17 protein-coding genes are annotated in these 22,577 nt (G+C 40.8%); 15 read left to right on the top strand and 2 right to left on the bottom strand.

Annotated features, from left to right (window positions below):
- The first annotated feature begins 133 nt into the window (after positions 1–133).
- The 13 genes from mmsA (at position 134) to IGK01_RS08775 (ending at position 17,174) form a co-directional block, all read left to right on the top strand.
- On the top strand, positions 134–1,666 hold the full coding sequence (gene mmsA, locus IGK01_RS08835; RefSeq protein ID WP_438840672.1) for a multiple monosaccharide ABC transporter ATP-binding protein: 1,533 nt from the start codon (positions 134–136) through the stop codon (positions 1,664–1,666).
- Positions 1,666–2,868, top strand: a complete 1,203-nt coding sequence (gene mmsB, locus IGK01_RS08830) for a multiple monosaccharide ABC transporter permease (protein WP_375152388.1) — start codon at positions 1,666–1,668, stop codon at positions 2,866–2,868. The genes mmsA and mmsB overlap by 1 nt, the downstream gene beginning before the upstream one ends.
- Positions 2,869–2,880: 12 nt before the next feature.
- Positions 2,881–3,204, top strand: a complete 324-nt coding sequence (locus tag IGK01_RS08825; RefSeq protein ID WP_010735034.1) for a hypothetical protein — start codon at positions 2,881–2,883, stop codon at positions 3,202–3,204.
- Positions 3,205–3,380: 176 nt separating this feature from the next.
- Complete coding sequence (locus IGK01_RS08820) at positions 3,381–4,469, top strand: GntR family transcriptional regulator (protein ID WP_023519954.1); 1,089 nt, start codon at positions 3,381–3,383, stop codon at positions 4,467–4,469.
- Between the two features lie 262 nt (positions 4,470–4,731).
- Positions 4,732–6,357 (top strand): xylulokinase, encoded by a 1,626-nt coding sequence (locus tag IGK01_RS08815; protein ID WP_438840838.1) that lies wholly within the window; start codon positions 4,732–4,734, stop codon positions 6,355–6,357.
- Positions 6,351–7,049 (top strand): L-ribulose-5-phosphate 4-epimerase, encoded by a 699-nt coding sequence (locus tag IGK01_RS08810; protein ID WP_438840671.1) that lies wholly within the window; start codon positions 6,351–6,353, stop codon positions 7,047–7,049. Before IGK01_RS08815 ends, IGK01_RS08810 begins: the two co-directional genes overlap by 7 nt.
- A 20-nt stretch (positions 7,050–7,069) precedes the next feature.
- Positions 7,070–8,494, top strand: a complete 1,425-nt coding sequence (araA, locus tag IGK01_RS08805; RefSeq protein ID WP_438840670.1) for an L-arabinose isomerase — start codon at positions 7,070–7,072, stop codon at positions 8,492–8,494.
- 263 nt (positions 8,495–8,757) lie between these two features.
- Positions 8,758–11,133, top strand: coding sequence for a phosphoketolase family protein (locus IGK01_RS08800; RefSeq protein WP_438840669.1), 2,376 nt, complete (start codon positions 8,758–8,760; stop codon positions 11,131–11,133).
- Between the two features lie 552 nt (positions 11,134–11,685).
- Positions 11,686–14,565 (top strand): hypothetical protein, encoded by a 2,880-nt coding sequence (locus IGK01_RS08795; protein ID WP_438840668.1) that lies wholly within the window; start codon positions 11,686–11,688, stop codon positions 14,563–14,565.
- Positions 14,566–14,577: 12 nt separating this feature from the next.
- Positions 14,578–14,883, top strand: coding sequence for an LPXTG cell wall anchor domain-containing protein (locus tag IGK01_RS08790; protein WP_010735041.1), 306 nt, complete (start codon positions 14,578–14,580; stop codon positions 14,881–14,883).
- The gene (locus IGK01_RS08785) at positions 14,880–15,440 is read left to right on the top strand and encodes a WxL domain-containing protein (protein WP_010735042.1); all 561 of its coding nucleotides are present in this window, start codon (positions 14,880–14,882) and stop codon (positions 15,438–15,440) included. The genes IGK01_RS08790 and IGK01_RS08785 overlap by 4 nt, the downstream gene beginning before the upstream one ends.
- A gap of 23 nt (positions 15,441–15,463) precedes the next feature.
- Positions 15,464–16,039 (top strand): hypothetical protein, encoded by a 576-nt coding sequence (locus IGK01_RS08780; RefSeq protein ID WP_438840667.1) that lies wholly within the window; start codon positions 15,464–15,466, stop codon positions 16,037–16,039.
- A 127-nt stretch (positions 16,040–16,166) separates the two neighbouring features.
- Positions 16,167–17,174, top strand: coding sequence for a DUF916 and DUF3324 domain-containing protein (locus tag IGK01_RS08775; protein WP_438840666.1), 1,008 nt, complete (start codon positions 16,167–16,169; stop codon positions 17,172–17,174).
- Positions 17,175–17,737: 563 nt separating this feature from the next.
- Here the strand turns inward: IGK01_RS08775 and IGK01_RS08770 are convergent.
- Together IGK01_RS08770 and IGK01_RS08765 are read right to left on the bottom strand one after the other, a co-directional pair.
- The gene (locus tag IGK01_RS08770; protein WP_375152382.1) at positions 17,738–18,424 is read right to left on the bottom strand and encodes a hypothetical protein; all 687 of its coding nucleotides are present in this window, start codon (positions 18,422–18,424) and stop codon (positions 17,738–17,740) included.
- Between the two features lie 18 nt (positions 18,425–18,442).
- Positions 18,443–18,619 (bottom strand): hypothetical protein, encoded by a 177-nt coding sequence (locus IGK01_RS08765; RefSeq protein WP_409173474.1) that lies wholly within the window; start codon positions 18,617–18,619, stop codon positions 18,443–18,445.
- A gap of 880 nt (positions 18,620–19,499) precedes the next feature.
- Between IGK01_RS08765 and IGK01_RS08760 the strand changes: the two genes are divergently transcribed.
- Both IGK01_RS08760 and IGK01_RS08755 read left to right on the top strand, forming a co-directional pair.
- A complete protein-coding gene (locus IGK01_RS08760; RefSeq protein ID WP_438840665.1) occupies positions 19,500–21,209 on the top strand; it encodes a hypothetical protein in 1,710 nt (569 codons plus the stop codon).
- A gap of 258 nt (positions 21,210–21,467) precedes the next feature.
- On the top strand, positions 21,468–22,460 hold the full coding sequence (locus tag IGK01_RS08755) for a zinc-dependent alcohol dehydrogenase family protein (RefSeq protein ID WP_096081610.1): 993 nt from the start codon (positions 21,468–21,470) through the stop codon (positions 22,458–22,460).
- Positions 22,461–22,577: the final 117 nt, after the last annotated feature.

The raw sequence follows: 22,577 nt of genomic DNA, 5'->3' as shown, positions 1-22,577 counted from the left end.
TAAACAGTGTTTCAGTAGTAGCTCCTTCAAAAACAAGCGTGAGATCTCAAAATTTGAAGAACAATTTTCAGTTTTCGCGCTTATTTTTCGAAGTTGAGCGCTACTATCACACCCTCGATTAGGAAGTGAAAAAATGGCAGATTATATTTTAGAAATGAAAGAAATCATCAAAGAATTCTCTGGTTTTCGTGCGTTGAACAATGTCAATCTCCGCATCAAACGTGGAGAGATCCACGCCCTTTGTGGCGAGAATGGTGCAGGAAAATCCACGTTGATGAATGTGTTGAGCGGTTTGTATCCTTATGGCAGTTATTCAGGCGAAATCATGTATGACGGTGAGGTATGCCAATTCAAAAATCTTAGAGATAGTGAAGCGAAAGGGATCGTGATCATCCACCAAGAATTAGCCTTGAGTCCTTATCTATCCATCAAAGAAAACATTTTTTTAGGGAACGAACAAACAAAACATGGCGTGATCGACTGGAACTTGACGGAACGAAAAACAGAAAATCTACTAAAAACAGTGGGCTTGAAAATCGATCCAAATACCTTAGTTTCACAAATCGGTGTCGGGCATCAACAGTTGGTGGAAATTGCGAAGGCTTTTTCTAAAAATGTTCGATTACTCATATTAGATGAACCGACAGCAGCACTGAATGAAGAAGAAAGTGCCAATCTTTTAGCCTTGATCAAGGAGTTTCGCAATCAAGGGATCACTTCGATCATCATTTCGCATAAATTGAATGAAATCGTTGCGGTGGCGGACAGAATCACGATCTTACGAGATGGCCAAACAATTGAAACGTTAGAAAATACAGCAATCAGTGAAGAACGGATCATTAAGGGGATGGTTGGTCGTGATTTAACGAATCGTTATCCTGATCGTCATCCTGATATCGGCGAGGTTTATTTTGAAGTCAAGGATTGGACGGTCCATCATCCATTGACCACCGACCGAATCATCAATGATCATATCGATTTTTCGATTCGACGAGGAGAAATTGTTGGTATCGCCGGATTGATGGGGGCAGGACGAACTGAATTTGCCATGAGTATTTTTGGTCGATCATATGGAAGCAATCTCAGCGGTAAGATTTTTAAAGATGGAAAAGAATTAGTGATCAAAGATGTTTCTCAAGCAATTGATCATGGGTTGGCGTATGTGTCCGAAGATCGTAAGTCTGTTGGCTTGAATCTTTTGATGGACATCAGAGAAAATACGACGATTGCTAGTCTCAAAAAAATTAGTCGAAGTGGTATTTTAGATCAAGAAAAAGAAGTGATCGAAGCAGAAAACTTCCGGAAAAAAATGAGGACCAAAGCCACTAATGTGTTCCAAAACGTTGGTAGTTTAAGTGGTGGGAATCAACAAAAAGTCGTTTTAGCTAAGTGGTTGATGACAGAACCGGAAATTTTATTTCTGGACGAACCGACTCGTGGTATCGATGTCGGGGCAAAGTATGAAATCTACACGATTATCGAAGAAATGGCTGCCTTAGGAAAATGTGTCTGTATCATTTCTTCTGAACTACCTGAGATCATCGGTATGTGTGATCGGATCTATACCATGAATGAAGGGAAAATGACGGGAGAAGTGCTTAGAGAAGAGGCAAATCAGGAGTTATTGATGAACCTGATGACAAAGGAAGAGGAGGCAGTGGGCTGATGGAAAATGTCACAAAAAAAAGTCAGGAAAAAAAAGCTTGGAATGTAAAAGAAAAGATATTAGATATCTTTAGTAAATATAGTATGGTCATTATTTTGGTTGCTTTATTGATTGCTTTTCAACTAATGACCGGCGGGATCTTTTTAAGGCCGCTAAATATAACGAATATCGTGTTGCAAAACAGCCATATTTTGATTTTGGCTGCGGGAATGTTGTTGGTCGTGCTTTTAGGCTACGTGGATCTATCGGTAGGTTCAGTCATGGCATTTGTTGGAGCGATGGCCGGTATGTTGATGGTCAACAACAACATCAGTCCATGGCTCGCCGTTCCTTTATGTTTATTAGTCGGTGGAGTGATCGGCGCATGGCAAGGCTTTTGGGTCGCTTATGTAGGGATTCCGGCGTTCATCGTGACACTTGCCGGTCTATTGATGTTTCGTGGTTTGACACAGGTTGTCTTAGGAGGGCAATCTTTAGCGCCTTTCCCTGGAGGTTTCCAAAAAATCTCGACGGGGTATTTACCAGATATCTTTGGTGTTCCTGGAATGCACTTATTGACGTTGATTTTAGGTATCGTGTTAGCTGTTAGTTTAGTATTTGCTCAATGGCGTGCGAGAGCGCGAAGAAAAGAAAATTTATTTGAAGTACCATCAATGAACGCATTCTTGATCAAAGCGGCATTGACGATCGTTCTTGTCTTAGGATTAAGTTATATCTTTGCTTCCTACCAAGGATTTCCAGTAATATTGATCATTTTAGGTGTGATTGTTGGGATATATGGATTTTTGACCAATCGGACAGTTGCGGGACGACAAATTTATGCCACAGGTGGTAATTTGAAAGCTGCTCAATTATCTGGGATCAAGACGAAGAAAATCACTTTTTGGGTATTTGTGAATATGGGCGTCATGGCTGCTTTAGCAGGACTGATCTTAGCCGCACGTTTAAATGCTGCTACCCCACAGGCAGGGACTTCGCTTGAATTGGATGCGATGGCTTCTGTCTACTTCGGAGGAGCTTCCACTTCTGGAGGGATTGGAACGATCACTGGAGCAATCGTCGGTGGCTTAGTCATGGGCGTGCTGAACAATGGGATGTCGATCATGGGTGTTGGAGTAGACTGGCAACAAGCGATCAAAGGCTTGATTTTGTTGCTTGCTGTCGTATTGGATATTTATAATAAAAAACGCAAAATTTCTTAAGGTGGTGAACGGATGGAAACGACAGAGGAAAAACGGATATTATTGATTTGCACCGCTGGGATCACTTCAGGTCTGCTAGTAAAAAATATCCAAAATGCAGCAAATGAAAAAGGTGTACCTCTACATGTATACTCTGCACCAGCAATCGTGGCAGAGCAGGCGATCCAAAACCAGCAGATTGACGGACTGATGATCGGTCCACAATCAGAATATGAAGTGGAACGATTAAAAGATTTTCTGACGGTGAAAGCTGTTCCTTACAAATTGATTCGTAAAGAGGATTACGAATCATTTGATGGAGAATCTGTCTTAGCAGATATCTTACAATTCTTTTGAAATCACTTGAACTAAAAGCTGAAAAAAAGCAGTTGTTCCTTACAAAGCGCTAATAAAAAGAAACTCGTAAATATTTTTTCGTGTTAACAAGCCTTTCCAAAACAAGTTGTGCTACAATGATATCAAATAATTGTTCGGACAACTTACGTCGGAGTGAAAGGATTGGCAAAGTAACCATGGATAAAACAAAATATCAAATGATCGCAGATGAGATAAAGGATAAGATCATTGACCAAATTTTCAAACTAAATGAACCGATACCACCTGAACTCCAATTACAAAAAGACTATCAAGTCAGCCGTCATACGGTAAGACAAGCGATTGGACTGTTAGTCAATGAAGGATATCTGCGTAAAGAGAAAGGCTCTGGAACATATGTCGATGACACGTATAAGAAAACATCACAAAGTAGAAAAAACCAAAAAACGATTGGAGTCATCACGACGTATTTATCGGATTATATATTCCCCTCGATCATCCGAGGAATTGAAAAAGCGTTGAGTGAACAAGGCTATTCCCTCTTACTAGCCAGTACGAATAATGATCATCAACAAGAAAAAAACTGCTTGGAAAAAATGTTGCAGTTTGGTGTAGATGGCTTAATCGTAGAGCCGACAAAAAGTAATGAATACAATCCGAACCTTGCGCTCTATGTCAGATTGAGAGAACAAGGGATCCCGATGGTCATGATCAATGCTGTCTATGAAGAATTAGCGGTCGCCTCGATTTGTGTCGACGATGTAAAAGTTGGCTTTAAAGGGACGGAGTATTTGATCCAGCAAGGACATCAGCGATTACTGTTCATCACGAAAATCGATGATTTACAAGGGAAATATCGGATGAAAGGATTTATTCAAGCGTGCGAAGCCTACGGTATCCAATTTTCGCCGGAAGATATCATTACCTACACGACTGATTCACGTGGGAAACTAGGTGAAAAAGTCCTCTTACAGCTAAAGGAATCGGCAAGCACCGGCATCATCTGTTACAACGATCAAGTTGCTAGCCAGTTGCTTGATGAGGTGATCGCAAAGGGTTATCAAGTACCGCAGCAATTGTCGATCATCGGAAATGATGATTCCTCGTTGAGTCAGATGGGCGCAGTGAAACTGACCACTTTAACTCATCCAAAAGAGCGGATGGGGAAAGATGCAGCAGAATGGATCATTCACACGATCCAAACGGGCAATCAAGGAGAAAATATCGTCTATGAACCTAGTTTGGTGATCAGAGATTCAGTAAGTGCAACAAAGAATGGCGAGTAGCTGAGGGAAAACGATAAGTGTACCAAATACGATAAAAATTTATTTAATGAACATTAGTCAATGTCTAGCAAGATTATTTGCTCTTAAAAAGGTAAAGAGGAGGAATTTACTCTCTTTGCCTTTTTTATATGATAAATGTGAATTTATCAGGAAAAAGAAAAAGGATTTATGTACGAACAAATAACTATGTTTGTATTGACATGTACGTACAAAAAGTTTTATACTGTAACTATCATAAAGAGAAACTAAGGGGGCGTTTGACATCGAAGCGAAAGAAACTAGGCTGAAACGAATAGAAGCGATTCGCACAGGACAAACAGCACTAGGTATTGAGCTAGGTTCGACGAGAATCAAAGCAGTGCTGATCGATCAACACTATGAGCCGATTGCAGCTGGAAGTTACGATTGGGAAAACCAGTTAGAAAACGGTATTTGGACCTATTCACTTGACGAGATTTGGAAGGGGTTACAATCGAGTTATCAGCAATTAGTCGATGTGGTTTCTGAAGAGTATGATACGACACTGACTACGATAGGAGCGATCGGCTTTAGCGCAATGATGCACGGTTATTTAGCATTTGATCAGCACGATGAATTGCTTGTTCCTTTTCGCACGTGGCGCAATGCCATTACCGCAGAGGCAGAAGAAAAATTGAGCAAAGCCTTTCATTATACGATTCCACAGCGTTGGAGCATTGCCCATCTATATCAAGCAATTTTAAATAAAGAAACACATCTAAAAGATCTTAGTTACTTTACAACATTAGCTGGGTATATCCATTGGCAGTTGACCGGACAAAAAGTATTAGGAGTTGGAGATGCTTCAGGAATGTTTCCGATTGATCGTCAAACGAAGGGATATGATGCACAAAAGATTGCTATTTTTGATCAATTGGCACAAGCAGAAGGTTTTATGCAACCTTTAGAAACGCTTCTTCCAGAAATTCGTTTAGCTGGTGAGGTTGCAGGGACGCTGACTGAAAAGGGAGCCAAGCTCTTAGATCTATCCGGTAACTTATCTGCAGGGATTCCTGTTTGCCCACCAGAAGGGGATGCCGGCACCGGCATGGTCGCAACGAACAGTGTGGGGCTACGCACAGGGAATGTTTCAGCTGGGACATCGGCTTTTGCAATGATCGTATTGGATAAAGAGTTAGTAAATATCCATCCAGAAATCGACCAAGTAACAACACCTGACGGAAGCCCTGTTGCAATGGTGCATACAAACAATTGCTCATCAGAAATCAACGCATGGGTCAAGATTTTCAAAGAGTTCAGTGAGAGTCTTGGCGTGACGATCGATACACAGCAGATTTATGAAACCTTATTTTTGAAAGCGCTACAAGGAGAGAGTGACTGTGGAGGATTACTCAGCTACGGGTACCACTCAGGAGAAAACATCACAAAAATGGAACAAGGAAGACCATTATTCGTGCGACAGTCGGATAGTAAGTTTGATTTAGCGAATTTTATGCGGATGCACCTTTCAAGTGCTTTTGGGGCGATGCGTCTAGGGATGGAGATTCTTAAATCCGAACAAGTCACGATCGATCGTTTAGTCGCACATGGCGGGATCTTTAAAACGCCGAAAGTTGCTCAAACGATTTTAGCTTCAGCAATGGAAGCACCTGTCACAGTCATGGAAACAGCCGGAGAAGGAGGCGCTTGGGGGATTGCCTTATTAGCTGCTTATCTCCGATCGGCAGACGGCATGACTTTGGAAGAATTTTTAGCAAAAGAGGTATTTTCAACTATTGAAGGTCTGACGATCGAGCCTAAAGAGGCAGATTTAAAAGGTTACGAAAAATTTATTGAGCTGTATGAAAAAGGATTGCCTATCGAAGCATCCGCGATCGTATCAATGGAAGAAGGAGTGAAAGAATGTTAGAAAATCTGAAAGAATCTGTTTATCAAGCGAATTTAGCTTTACCAAAACAAGGACTGATCAAATACACATGGGGGAATGTGAGTGCATTTGATCGGGAAACGGGTTATTTTGTCATCAAGCCTAGCGGCGTGAGTTATGAGGAAATGAAAGCAGCAGATATGGTCGTTGTTGATTTGAATAATCAAGTCATCGAAGGTGAACTAAATCCATCTTCCGATACACCGACACATGCGGTTCTCTACAAACATTTCCCGGAAATTGGTGGGATTTGTCATACGCATTCGACATGGGCAACGATCTGGGCACAAGCGGGTATGGATCTACCCGCCATGGGTACGACTCATGCAGATACTTTTTATGGGAGCGTTCCTTGTGCAAGATTTTTATCACAAGAAGAAATCGATGCTGGTTATGAACATGAAACCGGCAATGTGATCATTGAGACATTCCAAAATAGAAATATTGATATCATAGCAATTCCAGGAGTGTTGTTACATGGCCATGGACCATTTACTTGGGGGAAAGATGCTTCCCAAGCGGTGATGAATGCCGTTGTACTGGATGAAGTGGCGAAAATGAACTTATTTACTCGCCAATTGAATAGTTTTTCTGAACCATTGCCCCAACGAATATTAGATAAACATTATTTACGCAAGCATGGTAAAGATGCGTATTATGGCCAAAAAAAATAAAAAATAGAGGAGTTACAATCATGTTAGCAATCAGTAAAAAAGAATTTTGGTTCGTCGTAGGTTCACAACATCTATACGGGGAAGAAGCGTTAGCGCAGGTCAAAAAGAATGCAGAGACGATCGTTACGGTACTAAATGATCAACAAACGTTGCCTTATCCGATCGTACTAAAAGAACTAGCAGTAACTGCTGATACGATCACCTCGATCATGAAAGAAGCGAATTACCAGGAGCAAGTAGCAGGTGTTATCACTTGGATGCATACTTTCTCCCCAGCAAAAATGTGGATTCGTGGCACGCAGTTATTACAAAAGCCTTTGTTGCATTTAGCTACGCAATTTAATGAGAGTATTCCTTGGGAAACGATCGACATGGACTTTATGAACTTGAACCAAGCAGCCCACGGGGATCGGGAATATGGTTTTATCAATGCACGACTCAATAAGAAAAATGAAATCGTGGTAGGTCATTGGCAATCCGAAGATGTGCAACGTCAGATCTCAGACTGGATGCACGTGGCTGTGGCTTATAATGAAAGCTTCTCGATCAAGGTTGCTCGGTTTGGAGACAATATGCGTAATGTGGCTGTGACCGAAGGAGACAAAGTAGAAGCACAGATCCAGTTTGGCTGGGTGGTCGACTATTATGGGATCGGCGATTTAGTCAAAGTGATCGATGAAGTCACTGATGAAGAGGTAGCGTCATTATTTGAAGAATATAAACAACTTTATGATTTTGATTATGCAGATTATGACCATGACACTTGGGAAGCACATGTCAAAGTACAAGCAAAACAAGAAATCGGGATCAGACGTTTCTTGGAAGCGGGCAATTATAATGCTTTCACAACAAACTTTGAAGATCTTTACGGTATGCAACAATTACCTGGCTTGGCAGTCCAACGGTTAATGGCAGAAGGCTACGGATTTGCCGGTGAGGGGGATTGGAAAACAGCTGCTTTGGATCGGATGTTAAAAATCATGGCACAAAACAAAGACACAGGTTTTATGGAAGATTACACGTATGAATTGACGCCAGGAAAAGAAGCAATTTTACAATCTCACATGATGGAAGTAGATCCGACATTGGCAGTCAATCGACCAAAAATCGTTGTTTCGCCATTATCGATGGGTGATCGAGAAGATCCGGCTCGTTTGGTGTTTGACGGTAAAGCAGGCGATGGTGTCGTGGTTTCCATGGCAGATTTTGGCACGCATTACAAATTGCTGATCAATGAAGTGGAAGCCTTCGAACCAACAGAAGAAGCCCCACATTTACCAGTGGCACGCGTACTTTGGAAAGTCAAACCGAATTTCCATGAGGGAGTAGGTGCTTGGATCCGCACAGGTGGCGGACACCATACCGTTGTGTCATTGCACCTTACTACTGATCAGATCCAAACATGGGCGCGCTTGGTTGATTTAGAAGATGTCGTCATCAAATAAGTGAAATGATCAATTGAAGGACTTTGGGACTTTAGAAAAACTTACGTCAAACACTCTTTTTCAAAGAAGTAGAGCGTTATGATGTCATTTCTTAGAGATTCAAGTTAAAGTTAAATAAATACCGTAATGTTATCAGCTGATTAAGGGATAGCACATACGAGCAGTCGAAAGAAGCGACGAAGATGAGTCTGGACACTCTGGTAAAGGCCAGACTCATTTTTTGTTCTTTCGTAGGACTAGCAATGATTAAAGGGGTGTTCGATATGACAAACGTAGACAAACAAATAGAATTCGAACAATTAGATGCTTGGTGGCGGGCTGCAAATTATATTTCTGTTGCTCAAATGTATTTAAAAGATAATCCATTATTACGCCGTCCATTAACTAAAGACGATGTAAAGACACATCCTATTGGGCATTGGGGAACGATTGCTGGACAAAATTTTGTGTATGCACATTTAAATCGTGTCATCAATAAATACGATTTGGATATGTTTTACATAGAGGGCCCTGGTCATGGTGGACAAGTGATGGTATCCAATTCTTATATTGATGGCAGTTACAGTGAGATCTATCCTGAATTTACAGAAGATGAAGCCGGATTGGCACATTTATGTCGGGTGTTTTCTTATCCTGGCGGGATTGCATCCCATGCTGCGCCGGAAACACCAGGATCGATCCATGAAGGTGGAGAACTTGGCTATTCACTTGCCCATGCGACAGGTGCGATCCTTGATCATCCGGATGTGATCGCGGCGACAGTTGTAGGCGATGGCGAAGCAGAAACAGGTCCATTAGCTGGCGGTTGGTTTTCAAATGTCTTTATCAATCCGGTCAATGACGGTGCGGTGTTACCAATTTTGAATTTGAATGGCGGAAAAATTTCTAATCCAACCATCCTTGCCCGCAAGAGTGATGATGATCTTCGAAAGTATTTCGAAGGAATGGGTTGGAAACCATATTTTGTTGAGGGAACAGATCCAGAGGTTGTTCATCACATCCTGGCTTTAACGCTAGATACAGTGATCGAAGAAATCAAAGAAATCCAAAACGAAGCAAGACAAGCACCTGCGGAATCAGCCACGATGCCAAGGTGGCCCGTCATTATTTTTCGGACGCCAAAAGGCTGGACAGGACCAAAGACGTGGGAAAATGAACAAGTGGAAGGAACGTTTCGTGCGCATCAAGTACCGATTCCAGTCGATTCTGAGCATATGGAACACGTCGATCATTTGATTGATTGGTTACAATCTTATCGTCCGGAAGAGCTGTTTGATGAACAAGGAAGAATCAAACAAGAAATCAAAGATCTTTCACCGAAAGGCAATCGTCGGATGTCGACAAATCCAATCACAAATGGCGGAATCGATCCCAAACCGTTAGTTATGCCTGATTGGAAAAACTATGCCGTGGATACTGCAACACCAGGAGCTGTTGTTGCGCAAGATATGATGGTCTTTGGAGAACAAGCCAGAGATGTAATCACGAAGAACCCAACCAATTTTCGGATCTTTGGCCCGGATGAAACAAAATCCAATCGCTTGAATAAAGTCTTTGAAGTGACAGATCGACAATGGTTGGAACCTAAAGATGCTTCAGATGAGTGGCAGTCTTCTGTAGGAAGGGTCATTGATGGACAACTGTCGGAACATCAAGCAGAAGGATTTTTAGAAGGGTATGTTTTGACAGGGCGACACGGGTTCTCTGCTAGTTACGAATCTTTTTTACGTGTGGTTGACTCGATGTTGACGCAACACTTCAAGTGGATGCGTAAAGCTAGTGATCAGCCTTGGCGGAAAAACTATCCTTCATTGAACTTGATTGCCACATCGACTGTTTTTCAACAAGATCACAATGGGTATACCCACCAAGATCCTGGTGTGTTGACCCATCTAGCAGAGAAGAAAGCAGAGTTTATTCGCGAATACTTGCCTGCAGATGCGAATAGTTTGATGGCTGTGATGGATCGTGCGTTGCAAGAAGAGCAAGTCATCAACTTGATTATTTCCAGTAAACATCCACGTCCGCAATTTTATTCTGCAACAGAAGCAGAAGAACTAGCCAATGAGGGGTTGAAAATCATCGAGTGGGCTAGTACGGTTTCTGCGAATGAAGAGCCAGATCTAGTGGTCGCAGCAGCAGGCACAGAACCAAACCTTGAAGCACTTGCGGCAGTCTCGCTATTGAATCAAGCATTTCCACAACTAAAAATCCGCTTTATCAACGTGGTGGATATCTTGAAGTTAAGACACCCATCCGTTGATCGGAGAGGACTAAGTGATGAAGCGTTTGACACGTTCTTTACGAAAGACAAACCAATTCTGTTTGCTTTCCATGGCTATGAAGGCATGATCCGGGATATTTTCTTCTTACGGCACAATCACCAATTGATGGTTCATTGTTATCGAGAAAATGGCGATATCACTACACCGTTTGATATGCGTGTCTTTAGTGAGTTGGATCGTTTCCACTTAGCGCAACATGCAGCGGTAACTGTGTACGGTGAAGAAGCAACAGCTTTTTCTGAGGAAATGACGCAACAATTGAAAGCACATCGAGAGTATATTCGGAAAGAAGGTCATGATCTGCCAGTAGTGGAAAACTGGAAATGGACGGAGTTAGCTCGGGTGAAGGAATAATAACTAAGAATGACACTAGTAAAACGCGGATCTATCTGCCTTTACTAGTGTTTTTTTAGCAATCGTAAATTTAGTTGCTTTGCAGAATTTTAGTGTGGGGAAAATTAAAGCAACCTATTAGTTGATTAAAAAAGCGAGTCATGCATACAATGAGCATCGTATTCATTGTTTGTTCATAAATATTAATATTTTGCGATTGCGTTTCCAACTATTGGTATTGAAGTGTTTTATTATAGTTGTTGTTCTCTAAATACATAATGTTATAAGCATAAAAATTCACTTAAAAAATAAAGCATGTTATTATTTTTTTGATGAGAGATATCGTAAGAGAATAGTTAGATTATACATAGTTTTATTTTTTTATTTTGGGTAACTCGCTTAGTTCCTCCGTTGTTTTTACATAATAGTCTTTGATAAATTTTCATTTTCTAGTGAAATCTAGTAGAAATGGACCTGATCTCAAAGGCTATTTGAAAAAATGATAAAAGTAACGACTTTTTAAAAGTCTTCTATATTCAAATTGCGATAGTTTGGACAAAGGAGGTAAAGTTTGTGGGGATAAGGAATGGAATTCAAACCAATACGCGACCGTTTTTTATAACGTTCATTATTATTGTGGTGTTCTTTATTGGAGGCGTTTGCTCTTCTGTTTTTGCTGATGTCAATCAAAGGCAGTCAACAAATGTGTTGGTCGATAATGGAGAAGTGGCGTTATCACTCGAAGACACGAATAAAGGGGTGCGTTTTAAACTAGAAAAAAATTCATCTGAAGCGTTACAATTTTCCGTAAATTTGATTGATTCTAAGGGTGAAAAAATCCCACGTATGATAGATGATCAATCCATTACTGAGAATCAGGTGTTGACAGAAGAACAATTTTCTACCCTACATTTTACCAAACCAACTGAACCTGTTCGATTATTTGTCAAGTACAAGTCCGCAAATGGAACACTGACGGATCTGACACCACCTGAAGGAGAAATTCTTCCACTTGTTGAACCAGAAAATAATGATCAATCAGGTACTTCAGGGAGTCAACCAACCGAAGTAACGAGCGGTACCATTGAAGAAAATAGCGAAACTGGAGAAAATCAGGAAACAACTGAGACACAGCAAGCAACCAGTGAAGCGAAAGTAGCGGAAGAGCAAAGCTCGACGTCTTCTGACTATCAACCACCCCAGGCACGAGCAATCCAAGCTTTTGCAACAGGTACAGGTTCTCAATACGTACCGCCGGGAGCTATCCCTATCAGTGGCGCTTTTGCCGCACCAAATGGTGGGGCTGTCGTTTCAAATGTCACGAATACAAATGACAATGGCGGAAAACCATTTTCACAAATCTCTCTTTCGGGGAGTAATAACTGGACGTCGATTTGGTCAAATGACGCGTATCGCTTGGATTTCACAAAATCCTTTTCGCAACGTGTCTACGTCAATTTTGGCACACAACAAGCAGATGGCGTGGCGTTTGTCATGCATAACGATGCAAGAAAAACAACGGCCATTACGAACTCACGAGCGGTAGGTGTCGACGGTCAAAACTTGGGTGTCTACGGAGCGACTGGCGGCTACTATGAGTTATTGGCTCAGAGAACGCCAGAAACGACAGCTATTCGTAATTCATTTGCGGTTGAATTTGATTTATTTGCCAATGAAGCAGTAACTGGTAGAGCACGCTATGACGCACAGATTCCTGCTGGAAGTACGCCACATATGGCGTATACCTTTCCGGGTAACCTAAGCCGAACGTATCAACCAATCAATGCAGTGAATGGTGATTTAGGAGCAAATGAGTGGTTCACTTTGACCCTCGCCAATCCCGGACGGATCAAACACAACAGCTTGATCCCACTTAATGGAGCTGTCAGTACCAATGTCCAAGATGGAACATGGTACGAGTTCAATTATAGCTTTAATAGCAACACACGGAACTTTACGTATTCATTTAGAAATCCTGTCAATGGAGCAAAAACTGCTGACACAACGATACCTTGGGGGGATTTGAACTCGGAATTACAATTAGCGACCAACAACAATCGAGCCTACTGGGGATTTACAGCGGCCAACGGTAGCGTATCAGGACAAGTTCGTTTTGCTTTTACTCAGCCGCCGATACCGATAGGCGCGACAGTGACGAGTAATGTATTGGACAACGCCAATACATCTGTGACTGTTCCAAGTACAGATACAAGTAAAAGTAAATATTTGATGAGTGAGCAGCCAGCTAAGATCCAATCAACGATCAAGGTAAATACAGGTGAAGCAGCCTTGAATACTACGAGGTGGACGACGGTACTTGATGCGAAAGCAGTCAATTTGGCAACAAATGCGACAGTCACACCGACGATCACGAAAACGACTGCTGCAGGGGTGACGTCAACGATTGCCCCAGCAAATTTAGCAACAGTCGTGACAAATAATACAACGACTGGCGTGATCACAGTGGTCACGACAATAGCCAATAACGCGATCAATCTCAATCCAGGAGATTCAGCGACACTGAGTTATTCAGCACCAACAAGAACATTGTCAGCGGATGCACTAACTAGTTACGGAAGTTCAGTCTTGGCAAATCCAGTGGGAACGACACCAAATGATACAACAAACATCATCTACTATGGCGATACCGTGTATTATTGGGTTCGAAAAACGGATCAATTTACTGCTTTGTCATGGGAAAATGTCAATACGGTGACCAATTTTAGTGAGACGTTGGATATCTCTGCGAATCGCGATCCTGGGTACAAAAGAACATTTTATTGGAAAGATTTAGATATCGGCGATCGATTGAGTTTCAAAGTGAGAAAAGGAACGAATTATCTCACTGATGTTCCATTCTCTGATGTCACGACAACAGGGGCGACAAATTTTAACGCAAATACACAGTTAATGATCCCAACAAAATATTTTGATTATGGTGAGAATAAATTTGTCATTGAAGTCTACTCCTCCGGAAAAATGACGAAACCTGAAGAACCGGCAGCGTCATTGAATCTGACGGTAAACTACACTGGAGAATTAAGACTTGAGCAGGCACCAAGTACATTCAAATGGACGAATCGAAAGGTTCGTCAAAGTAAAGGGATCTTGGATCGTGATGCGGGCAATAGCTTAGAATTAAAGGTATGGGATTCGAGAGATCCACGAACAACAAGAAATTGGTCAGTTGGACTTTCGATCACGAGTGGAACGAACGCACCTTTTTCTTTCGTCTGGAAAACAAGTCCTACGAGTGCGGTTCAAAATCTGGGTAATTCACCAATCAAAGTGTTTGATTCTGCGAGTGTGACCCCGACTGGTTATGTTTATACGCTGAATATGAGTGAAAATGCGGGTGTATTGTTAAATAGCTCAAAACTGTTGCCTGTAGGTGATTATAGTGGACGAGCAACAGCCAATTGGAAGCTATATAACACGGCTACGATCGAATAAGGAGGCGATGAGATGAAGAGAATAACTATGAATCTTTTGTTCCTGCTTAGTGTTGTTTTGTTCACTGGCTTTGTGCGAGTCGCTCCTACGTTTGCCGACGAGGTGATTGCTTCCGATCAGCAAGAAATCCAGTTTGAATTATATGAAAAAGACGAAGTGAGTCCCATAGATAAGGGTGAAAGTGGAACGACCAAACCGCAAGCGGAAGGGATGCTTCCGCAAACAGGTAGTTTGTTGTATGGAACGTCTGCATTTCTCGGTACATTGCTGATTGGATTTGTCGGACTGATGTATCGATCAAGGAGGCAGAAGCGATGAAGCCTAAAATCAAATGGTTGCTACTATTTATCTTGCCCCTGATGTTTGTTTCTCCTTCAAAGATTCGAGCGTCTTCTGTTGGTGAAGAGAAAAAATCAGCAGTGAATGTCCAAATCATCGAACCTGCTATTTATTTAAAGAAAGTAATACCCCCAACTTTTGATCGCTACCCAGTCCCTGAGACGGACATTGAAGTACCAGCAAAGCAAGATCTAGTGATCGAAGTGGTTGACAATCGTTCTGGAACAAACGGGTGGAAACTCGATTATTCATTATCTGCTTTTAAAAATCAGCAGGAATATACAGCAAAACTTTCTATGAAAGATGGACAGTTGACGACAGAAAAAAACAGTGTCTATCAAGTCAATGATATAGAAAATATCAGTCATGGTGAAACGCAAGAACTCGTCAAAGTCAGTCAAGGAACGAAACAAAACTTTCGATTGATCATCCCGAAAGAAAGTATTAAGTTGAGTGTTCCTGCTAATAGTCCAAGTGGTACCTATAAAGCGATACAGACGGTCAACCTCGTAAATGTGGTTGCCGATGTAGATTAATTGAAAATCAAGGAGGAATAAAAATGAACCACAAAACAAAAACATTAAGTGCAGTATTCGCAGGGTTGATTTTAGTAAATATAGGTGGAGTAGCAGCATTCGCAGCAGAGGTACCAGGACAAACTGGAAGTACACCAACGACTGTAACGATCACCGATGCTACTTCAGGAGATTTAAGACTCGATGCCGTTCCAGCGACTTATGCGTTTGAGACGGAAATCGAAAATGGCACGTATTCACTTAGTACTGGAACGATCGGTACACCAGGAAATATCGTTGTTTCAAATGATAGTATCGCTCAAGCATGGTCTGTGAGAGCAACTGTTGCGAATAATCAATTGACACGAGCAGCTGCACCAGCCACATTTGATGTGAATTCATTCCAAATCAATGGCGCACAATTAGTTTGTACAGGCGCAACTGGGATTGTCGCTCGATCAGCGACTACACCAGATGCCGGAAATAATACCGGTCAAATCACCACTCCGGTAACATCGATCGCAATTGGTTTTACCGATCCGAGCAATGTCTTACAAGTAAATAATGTCTTGAACGGTACGATCAATTATCAATTGTACAATACGGCAGATGCTTCTTAATGGCTGTGTTCAAATTGAGAAGATTGGAGCAATCGCATTCAGCGATTGCTTCAATTCTTTCTATAGGTTTTTGTTCATGATCAAATCTCTGGGAAAAACCAAATGAATCGATAAATGAGGTGTAGTGATGCGGAAAATAATTTTAATCATTTGTTTCATGTTTGCTTTTTGCTTCCCCTTAGTCACCGAGGCAGAGACTGAGAGTGAAGTGGGCTTTCATATCAAAGCAATTATTCCAGAAAATCAAGCCGATAAAAAATTAACTTATTTTGATTTACAACTAGAACCTGGTCAAAAACAAACGATCAAGTTCCTGATAGAAAATACATCGAATGAAGAGTCAACTTATCAGGTTGCAGTAAACCAAGCCTATACGAATGATCAAGGATTTATTGATTACACGCAACCAACTGATGAATCAGATATACCGGAGGAATTTCAAATCAACAACATTGCGAAAGTCCCAGAAAGCATCACTTTAGCTGGTGGGAAGTCACAAGAAGTTAGCGTTGACCTCACAATGCCGGAAAAAGAATTTGATGGACAAATCTTGGCAGCCATCCATGTCATGAAAATAGGTCAAGCGGAACAAGAGGGCCAAATCGTTAACAATTATGGCTATGTCTTAGGATTGAAATTAACGAATAATACGAATGAAGTGCAAAGAAAGGTGGAATTAGAAGGCGTCGAACCAGCCATTTCATTTGGGAAAACAAGTGTGGTAGCAACTTTGAAGAATCCAACGATGGATGCGATCGGTCATTTGAAATATGCAGCTGAGGTGAAAGATGCCACAGGGGAAGTCATAAAAGAAGTATCTTATGATAAAGAGATGCAAATGGCGCCCTTGTCAACGTATCGATTTGCAATCGATTGGGACAATGAACGACTGGAAGCGGGAGATTATTCCTTACATTTGACAATCTCAGATGCAAAAGACAACGAGTGGGTATTCGATCGCGATTTTTCAATCAGTGAGAGTGATGCGAAAGAAGTGAATAAGGTAGCAATCTCTAAAGTGAATCAGCAGTCAATCCCAACATGGGTCTATATAGTTGTGGGTGTCTTACTTGGGATCATCCTTCTATTGATCATTTATTTTCTATTCATACGTAAGAAGAAAAAAGAAGAGTAACCAAAAGGGGTTGTGATCCTTATGTTAACACGAGTCTTAGCATAGGGATCACAATCTCTTTCTGTCAGTTAGCGTTTTTTATAGAAATAATAAAGCACACTGATGAAAAAAATCACAGATATTAGAAGGCCGATTTCGTAATATACAAACACCCTCAGAGAATCGTAAAAGTAATACGCCATGATTTTAGTGATAAAATAAATCACTGGACATGCAGCTAGGAACACCAGGAAAGTGCGCTTAGTTAATTTAAAGAAATAAAAAAATGCTAGCACGGCAATACTTAAAGGAAACCAAAATAAAAACTTGCTTAACTGAACCAACATCATTCACTCCTCTATAATCTTCGTAATCAAATAATACCATTTTTGTGTTATTTTTAAAACTATTAATAGTATCATAACAAAATATTTTTTTTTATTTTAAAATAAAAATAAGTGATTTTTATATATGAAAGCTTGATTTAAAGATATTTGTGAAAAGGTGTTCATGCGGAACGTTCGTTTTTTAATAACATTTAAAAAAGTGAAATTAGGTTCCTTTGTTATATATCGACCATTTTTTTAAAATGATTTTAACAAGTTTGTACGGATGAAATGTAAGATCATTTCAGTGATCCAAGGACAGTCTTGGCGACGCATACTGAAAGGTTGGTAACCATTATAGCGATAGATATATTCATTTTTCCAACCTTTTGTTTTGGTTTGCTTCATTTTCAATAACTCGATCAGTGGGCGTAATGCCGCTTGATCAAGATCTGGAGTATGAGAAGCGATGTAGATAAGATCGGTCAAGGATAAAACGTAGCCTTGTGGAAACATATTTTCTGTAATGTGTGCAGAAATGGGCTGTCCATTCGATAAGCGTTTGAACCATTGATGCTTTTCCATATACATCACACCATCAGTGATCATTTTTTTTACTTGTGGGTCAGTTTGATCCACCATTTTTTGATAAGTGATCAACGCACGAACAGTTTTTCCAATGCCGATGTAACAAGGGGTTTTTCTTAAGCAACCGCCATGTTGACAAATACCACGTCCTGTCCATGAGATTGTTTGATTCCGTTCAAAGAGCTGATAATTTTTGATCCACATGAGTGCTCGCTGTGCAGAAAGTTTTTGCCCTAAACCGAGACGAACATAGGCTTCCAGTAACATTGCATTGTAGCAAGGAACGATATCTTCTGCTTTTCCGGTATAAGAAAAACCGTCTGACGTCGCAATCGTTTTTTCTACATACTGGATCAATGACTGGGTAACTGGTAATTAACTTGCATAGGGGATTTCGGCTAAACCAACCAAAGCAAAAATTTTTCCTAAAGCGGATAGATTCTCTTGTTGTTCATATTTTTTGACGATCTGTGATTGCTCAAGATCGATCATGGGATCTTCAATCGGTTCATTTTGATCTATTTTCATTGTTAATCGATAAGCTGCATCCATAAAAGCATGACTCCTTCAATTGCTTATTGTGAGTATTTGGTAAGGGTTTCACAAATCAGGTATATCATCAAATGGCTGTTCCATGATGGAGCAGCCATCGAATCTTAGCTGGGATATTTCGATTTTTCTTTTTTATTTCTGAAAAAATTATGATACTGGGAGATTTCTAATAATTGAATGTTCTTTTAATAGAAATAATCAATGACGAATATTTCTAAGTTATTGGTGTTTATTTATATAATAGGAAATAATAAGCACGATAACGCTGATGAATGGTGTTATTATTCTTGGTTAAAGGATGTAGATTGTTATTTATTTGCAAAAAACCGCTAATAAAAAGGGACTATGAATGGGTGAAGAATCTATCCGTAGATAATTGGTGGGTAAAATTTCCTTAGGAGGATGATTTACATTATGAAAAAAAGAAAACAATGTGTCCGTTGATGTTGCTCGCTCTCTCTGTGTCGACAACAATGGTGACAGTTTCCCATGTGTCAGCAACAATTCAATCAGTAGAAAAGAGGAAGGGGAATGATTCGATACAGACGAGTCAACGCAATCAGTCTTGACTAGGATCGATCACTTCTAACCGAGAACAAATCAATCGTTTAGAACAAAAGTATGAGTTAGTCGCTTATGATGCAACTGTCTTGCCTGAAAAAATTGATCCTAAGTCACTCTTAGTGGCTGCAGATGCGAAAGTTGTTGATGGAGAAGGGAACCTCTAAGTGATTTCACGCCTTATATCAAAGCAACAACCGTTGAAGCAAAGCCAGGGGAATATCAGCTGACCGTTGGCTTAAAAGAAGGTGTCAGTGTGGAAAAAGTAGTAAAAGTAACAGTTTTAAATGAGAAATAAGAAGAAACAAAATATACGATTTTGGCAAAAGACGTGACTGTACTAGTAGGACAAACCGCTACTGATTACATTCTAAAAGTTGCCGGTGCCTATGCACGTAATGAAAAGGGCGAGTTATTTGATGTGATCGTAAAAAGCTCAAACGTTGAAAATCAATTAGGTGAGTATGAAATGACCTTAGGGATCAAGGAAGATCCTCGTGTGGAACGAACGATCAAAGTCACTGTCTCAGACAAAGAAAGCTACGTATTCAGTGCCCAGGATGCGACAGTCATGGTCGGTCAAACGGATGAGGCATCAATCATCTCAGCTGCTAATGTCGAGATCACGAATCAGCGTGGTGAAGCAGTGGACGCAAAAGCCGTCATCAAGTCATCCACTGTCCAAGACTTTCCAGGTACTTATCTAGCGACAATCGCTGTCGATCAAGATATGACTATTGAAAAAACAATCACTGTCACCGTGATGCAGGCAAACGAGGACACAGTAGGTCAGCCCAATTATCAATTACTTGCTGAAGATACGATAGTTTTTATTGGACAAACAGATGAACAATCATTGATAGCGGCAAGTGGGGCATATGCAATCGATGCAACGACAGGAAAAGTGGGACAAGTCGTTGTCAAACAGTCAACAGTCCAAAATACTCCGGGAGAGTATGACGTGACATTTGGTGTTGTCCAAGATGCTTCTATTGAGAAAAAGGTGAAAATCACTGTACAAAATCCAGAGGACCAGCCTAAGTATCATTTGAATGTCTTGGAAAAGAATATCACTTTACAAGTTGGGCAAACCGATGAGGCGACAATTCTCTGGGCTAGTGGCGCTGAAGTGAAGGATCAAGATGGGTATTTGACGTACGAAGCGAAACCAATCATCAAATCCTCAACCGTTGAAAATAAAGCAGGTGTCTACAAAGTCACATTAGGAATCAGTCAAGACTCTACGATTGAAAAAACAGTGAATGTGACTGTTGAAGGAGAAGAAACTGAAATCCCTAACTTTGATTATTTCGTGATTGCAGAAGATGCAGAAGTCATGGTCGGACAGACAGATGATTACTCCCTTTTGTTAGCTACCAATGCGTATGTGTTCAATCAAACATTAGGAAAACAAGTTGTACCAATCATCAAGCATAGCACAGTGAAAGATACTCCGGGAGAATATGAAGTGACGATTGGTCTTGAACAAGATGAACGTGTGGAAAAAACAGTGAAAATCACAGTAGTTGGGGAGCAAGTCCCACAACAAGAGTACATTTTAAATGCAGCAGATGCTGCTGTGACTGTCGGACAGACGAATGACCAATCAATCTTAGCGGCAGTCGGGGCCACTGTGACAGATTTATCTGGTCAACCAGTCGACGCACGACCAGTGATCAAAGCATCGACAGTCAAAGACGAAGTCGGTTACTATGAAGTAACGATCGGTATCGATAAAGGAGATATTGAAAAAACAGTTGAAGTGATCGTTCGTTCTGAAAATCTTACAGAAGGCTATACTTTTTTAGCAGAAGATGCTGTTATTACGGCCGAAGAAATAGATGACGCCTCCATCATCAAAGCGACAAATGCACGAACTGTTTATAGTGATGGCAAAGTCGTGAAAGGTGCAGTCATCAAAGAGAACAATGTTTTGCCTATTCCTGGCGAATATGAAGTGGTACTGATGGCGAATCAGTATGGTTTTGGGGCAAAAACTGTCAAAGTAACAGTCGTAGCATTCAACTGATACGTCATTACTAATTGATCTGTACCGGTTCATTATCTCACGGATATCACAAGAGATGGGAACAGAAGTGTTTAAGCTCAAGAAATCAGGCGACAACCATGAAAATTGCCTCTTAAAATTTTTGTGGTCGTCTTTTTTTGAAGATCGTACTTCTGTTTCCGCCGTTTATTCGTTTCTAAGGCGCGCATAGTCTTCTTTTTATTTTAGGTAAATGTTACACTTGTGAAAAGAATCCAACGATCATCAAAGGAGAAAAAAATGAAAAATCACTGTCTGATTTACCGAGCGTTTGGCTTGCCACAAGAGGTTGTGCAACTAGCAGAGCAACCACTCTCTTTAAGACAAGGAGAAGTCTTGGTCAAAATGTTAGTGGCTCCAATCAATCCTTCTGATTTGATTCCAATCCACGGCGCCTATGCACATCGCATCAACTTGCCACAAATTGCTGGGTATGAAGGTGTCGGGAAAGTGATCCAAGTCACTGATCCTCAGGATGAACAAATGATAGGACAATACGTTTTACCTCTACGAGGGGAAGGAACTTGGCAAACCTATCACACAGTACCCAAGAGTGAATTAGTTATTGTTCCCTCTTCGGTCGATCTTTTGACAGCTGCCCAGATGTACATCAATCCTGTAACCGCCTGGTTGATCTGTACAAAAGAATTGAACCTGAATAAAGGAGATCATATTTTGCTCAACGCAGGAAATTCTTCCATTAGTAGAATTTTTATCCAATTGAGTAAAATTTTATCATTTAAAGTCATTGCAATCGTTCGCCACGAAAAATATAAAGAAGAGTTAACTGAACTAGGAGCAGATTTGGTCGTTCTTTGGGATGAAGAAACAACGTTGCCGCAAATTTTAGCATATACAAAGGGGAAAGGCGTAAGGGCGGCGATTGATCAAGTAGGTGGGAAAAGCGGTGAAACCATGGCGCGAGCGATTCAACCGTATGGGAAGTTCGTTGCGATCGGGTTACTCTCTGGTCAACAAGTTGATTGGGCGTTTATCCAAACATTGCCGATCCAAGCTAAAGTCTATCATCTAAGGCATTGGGCGGATTCGGTTTCCAATGAAGAATGGCAAAAACAATTTCAACAACTATTCCGTTTGGTTGAAGAGGGACAATTGAATCTACTAACTACCGCTCCCGTATATCCAATTTCTGAGTATCGCCAGGCTTTAGTAGAAGCAGAAAAGAAAAAAAGGAAAATATTTTTAAATTTCAATGTTCCATTAGAGGGCTGAGACAATCAAAAGAGAGTGTGATATTCGTCCTCTCGTACCACTTAAAACCGAATGAACGGCAAGAATAGAAGAAACCTCTTCGCAAAATAAGGCGCCACCCACGAAAACTTGGAGAAC

This window comes from Enterococcus sp. AZ080 (assembly GCF_051714945.1).
GTDB lineage: Bacteria > Bacillota > Bacilli > Lactobacillales > Enterococcaceae > Enterococcus_B > Enterococcus_B pernyi.
Note: the sequence above shows the minus strand (reverse complement) of the source record. Positions and strands in the feature narration are given on the sequence as shown.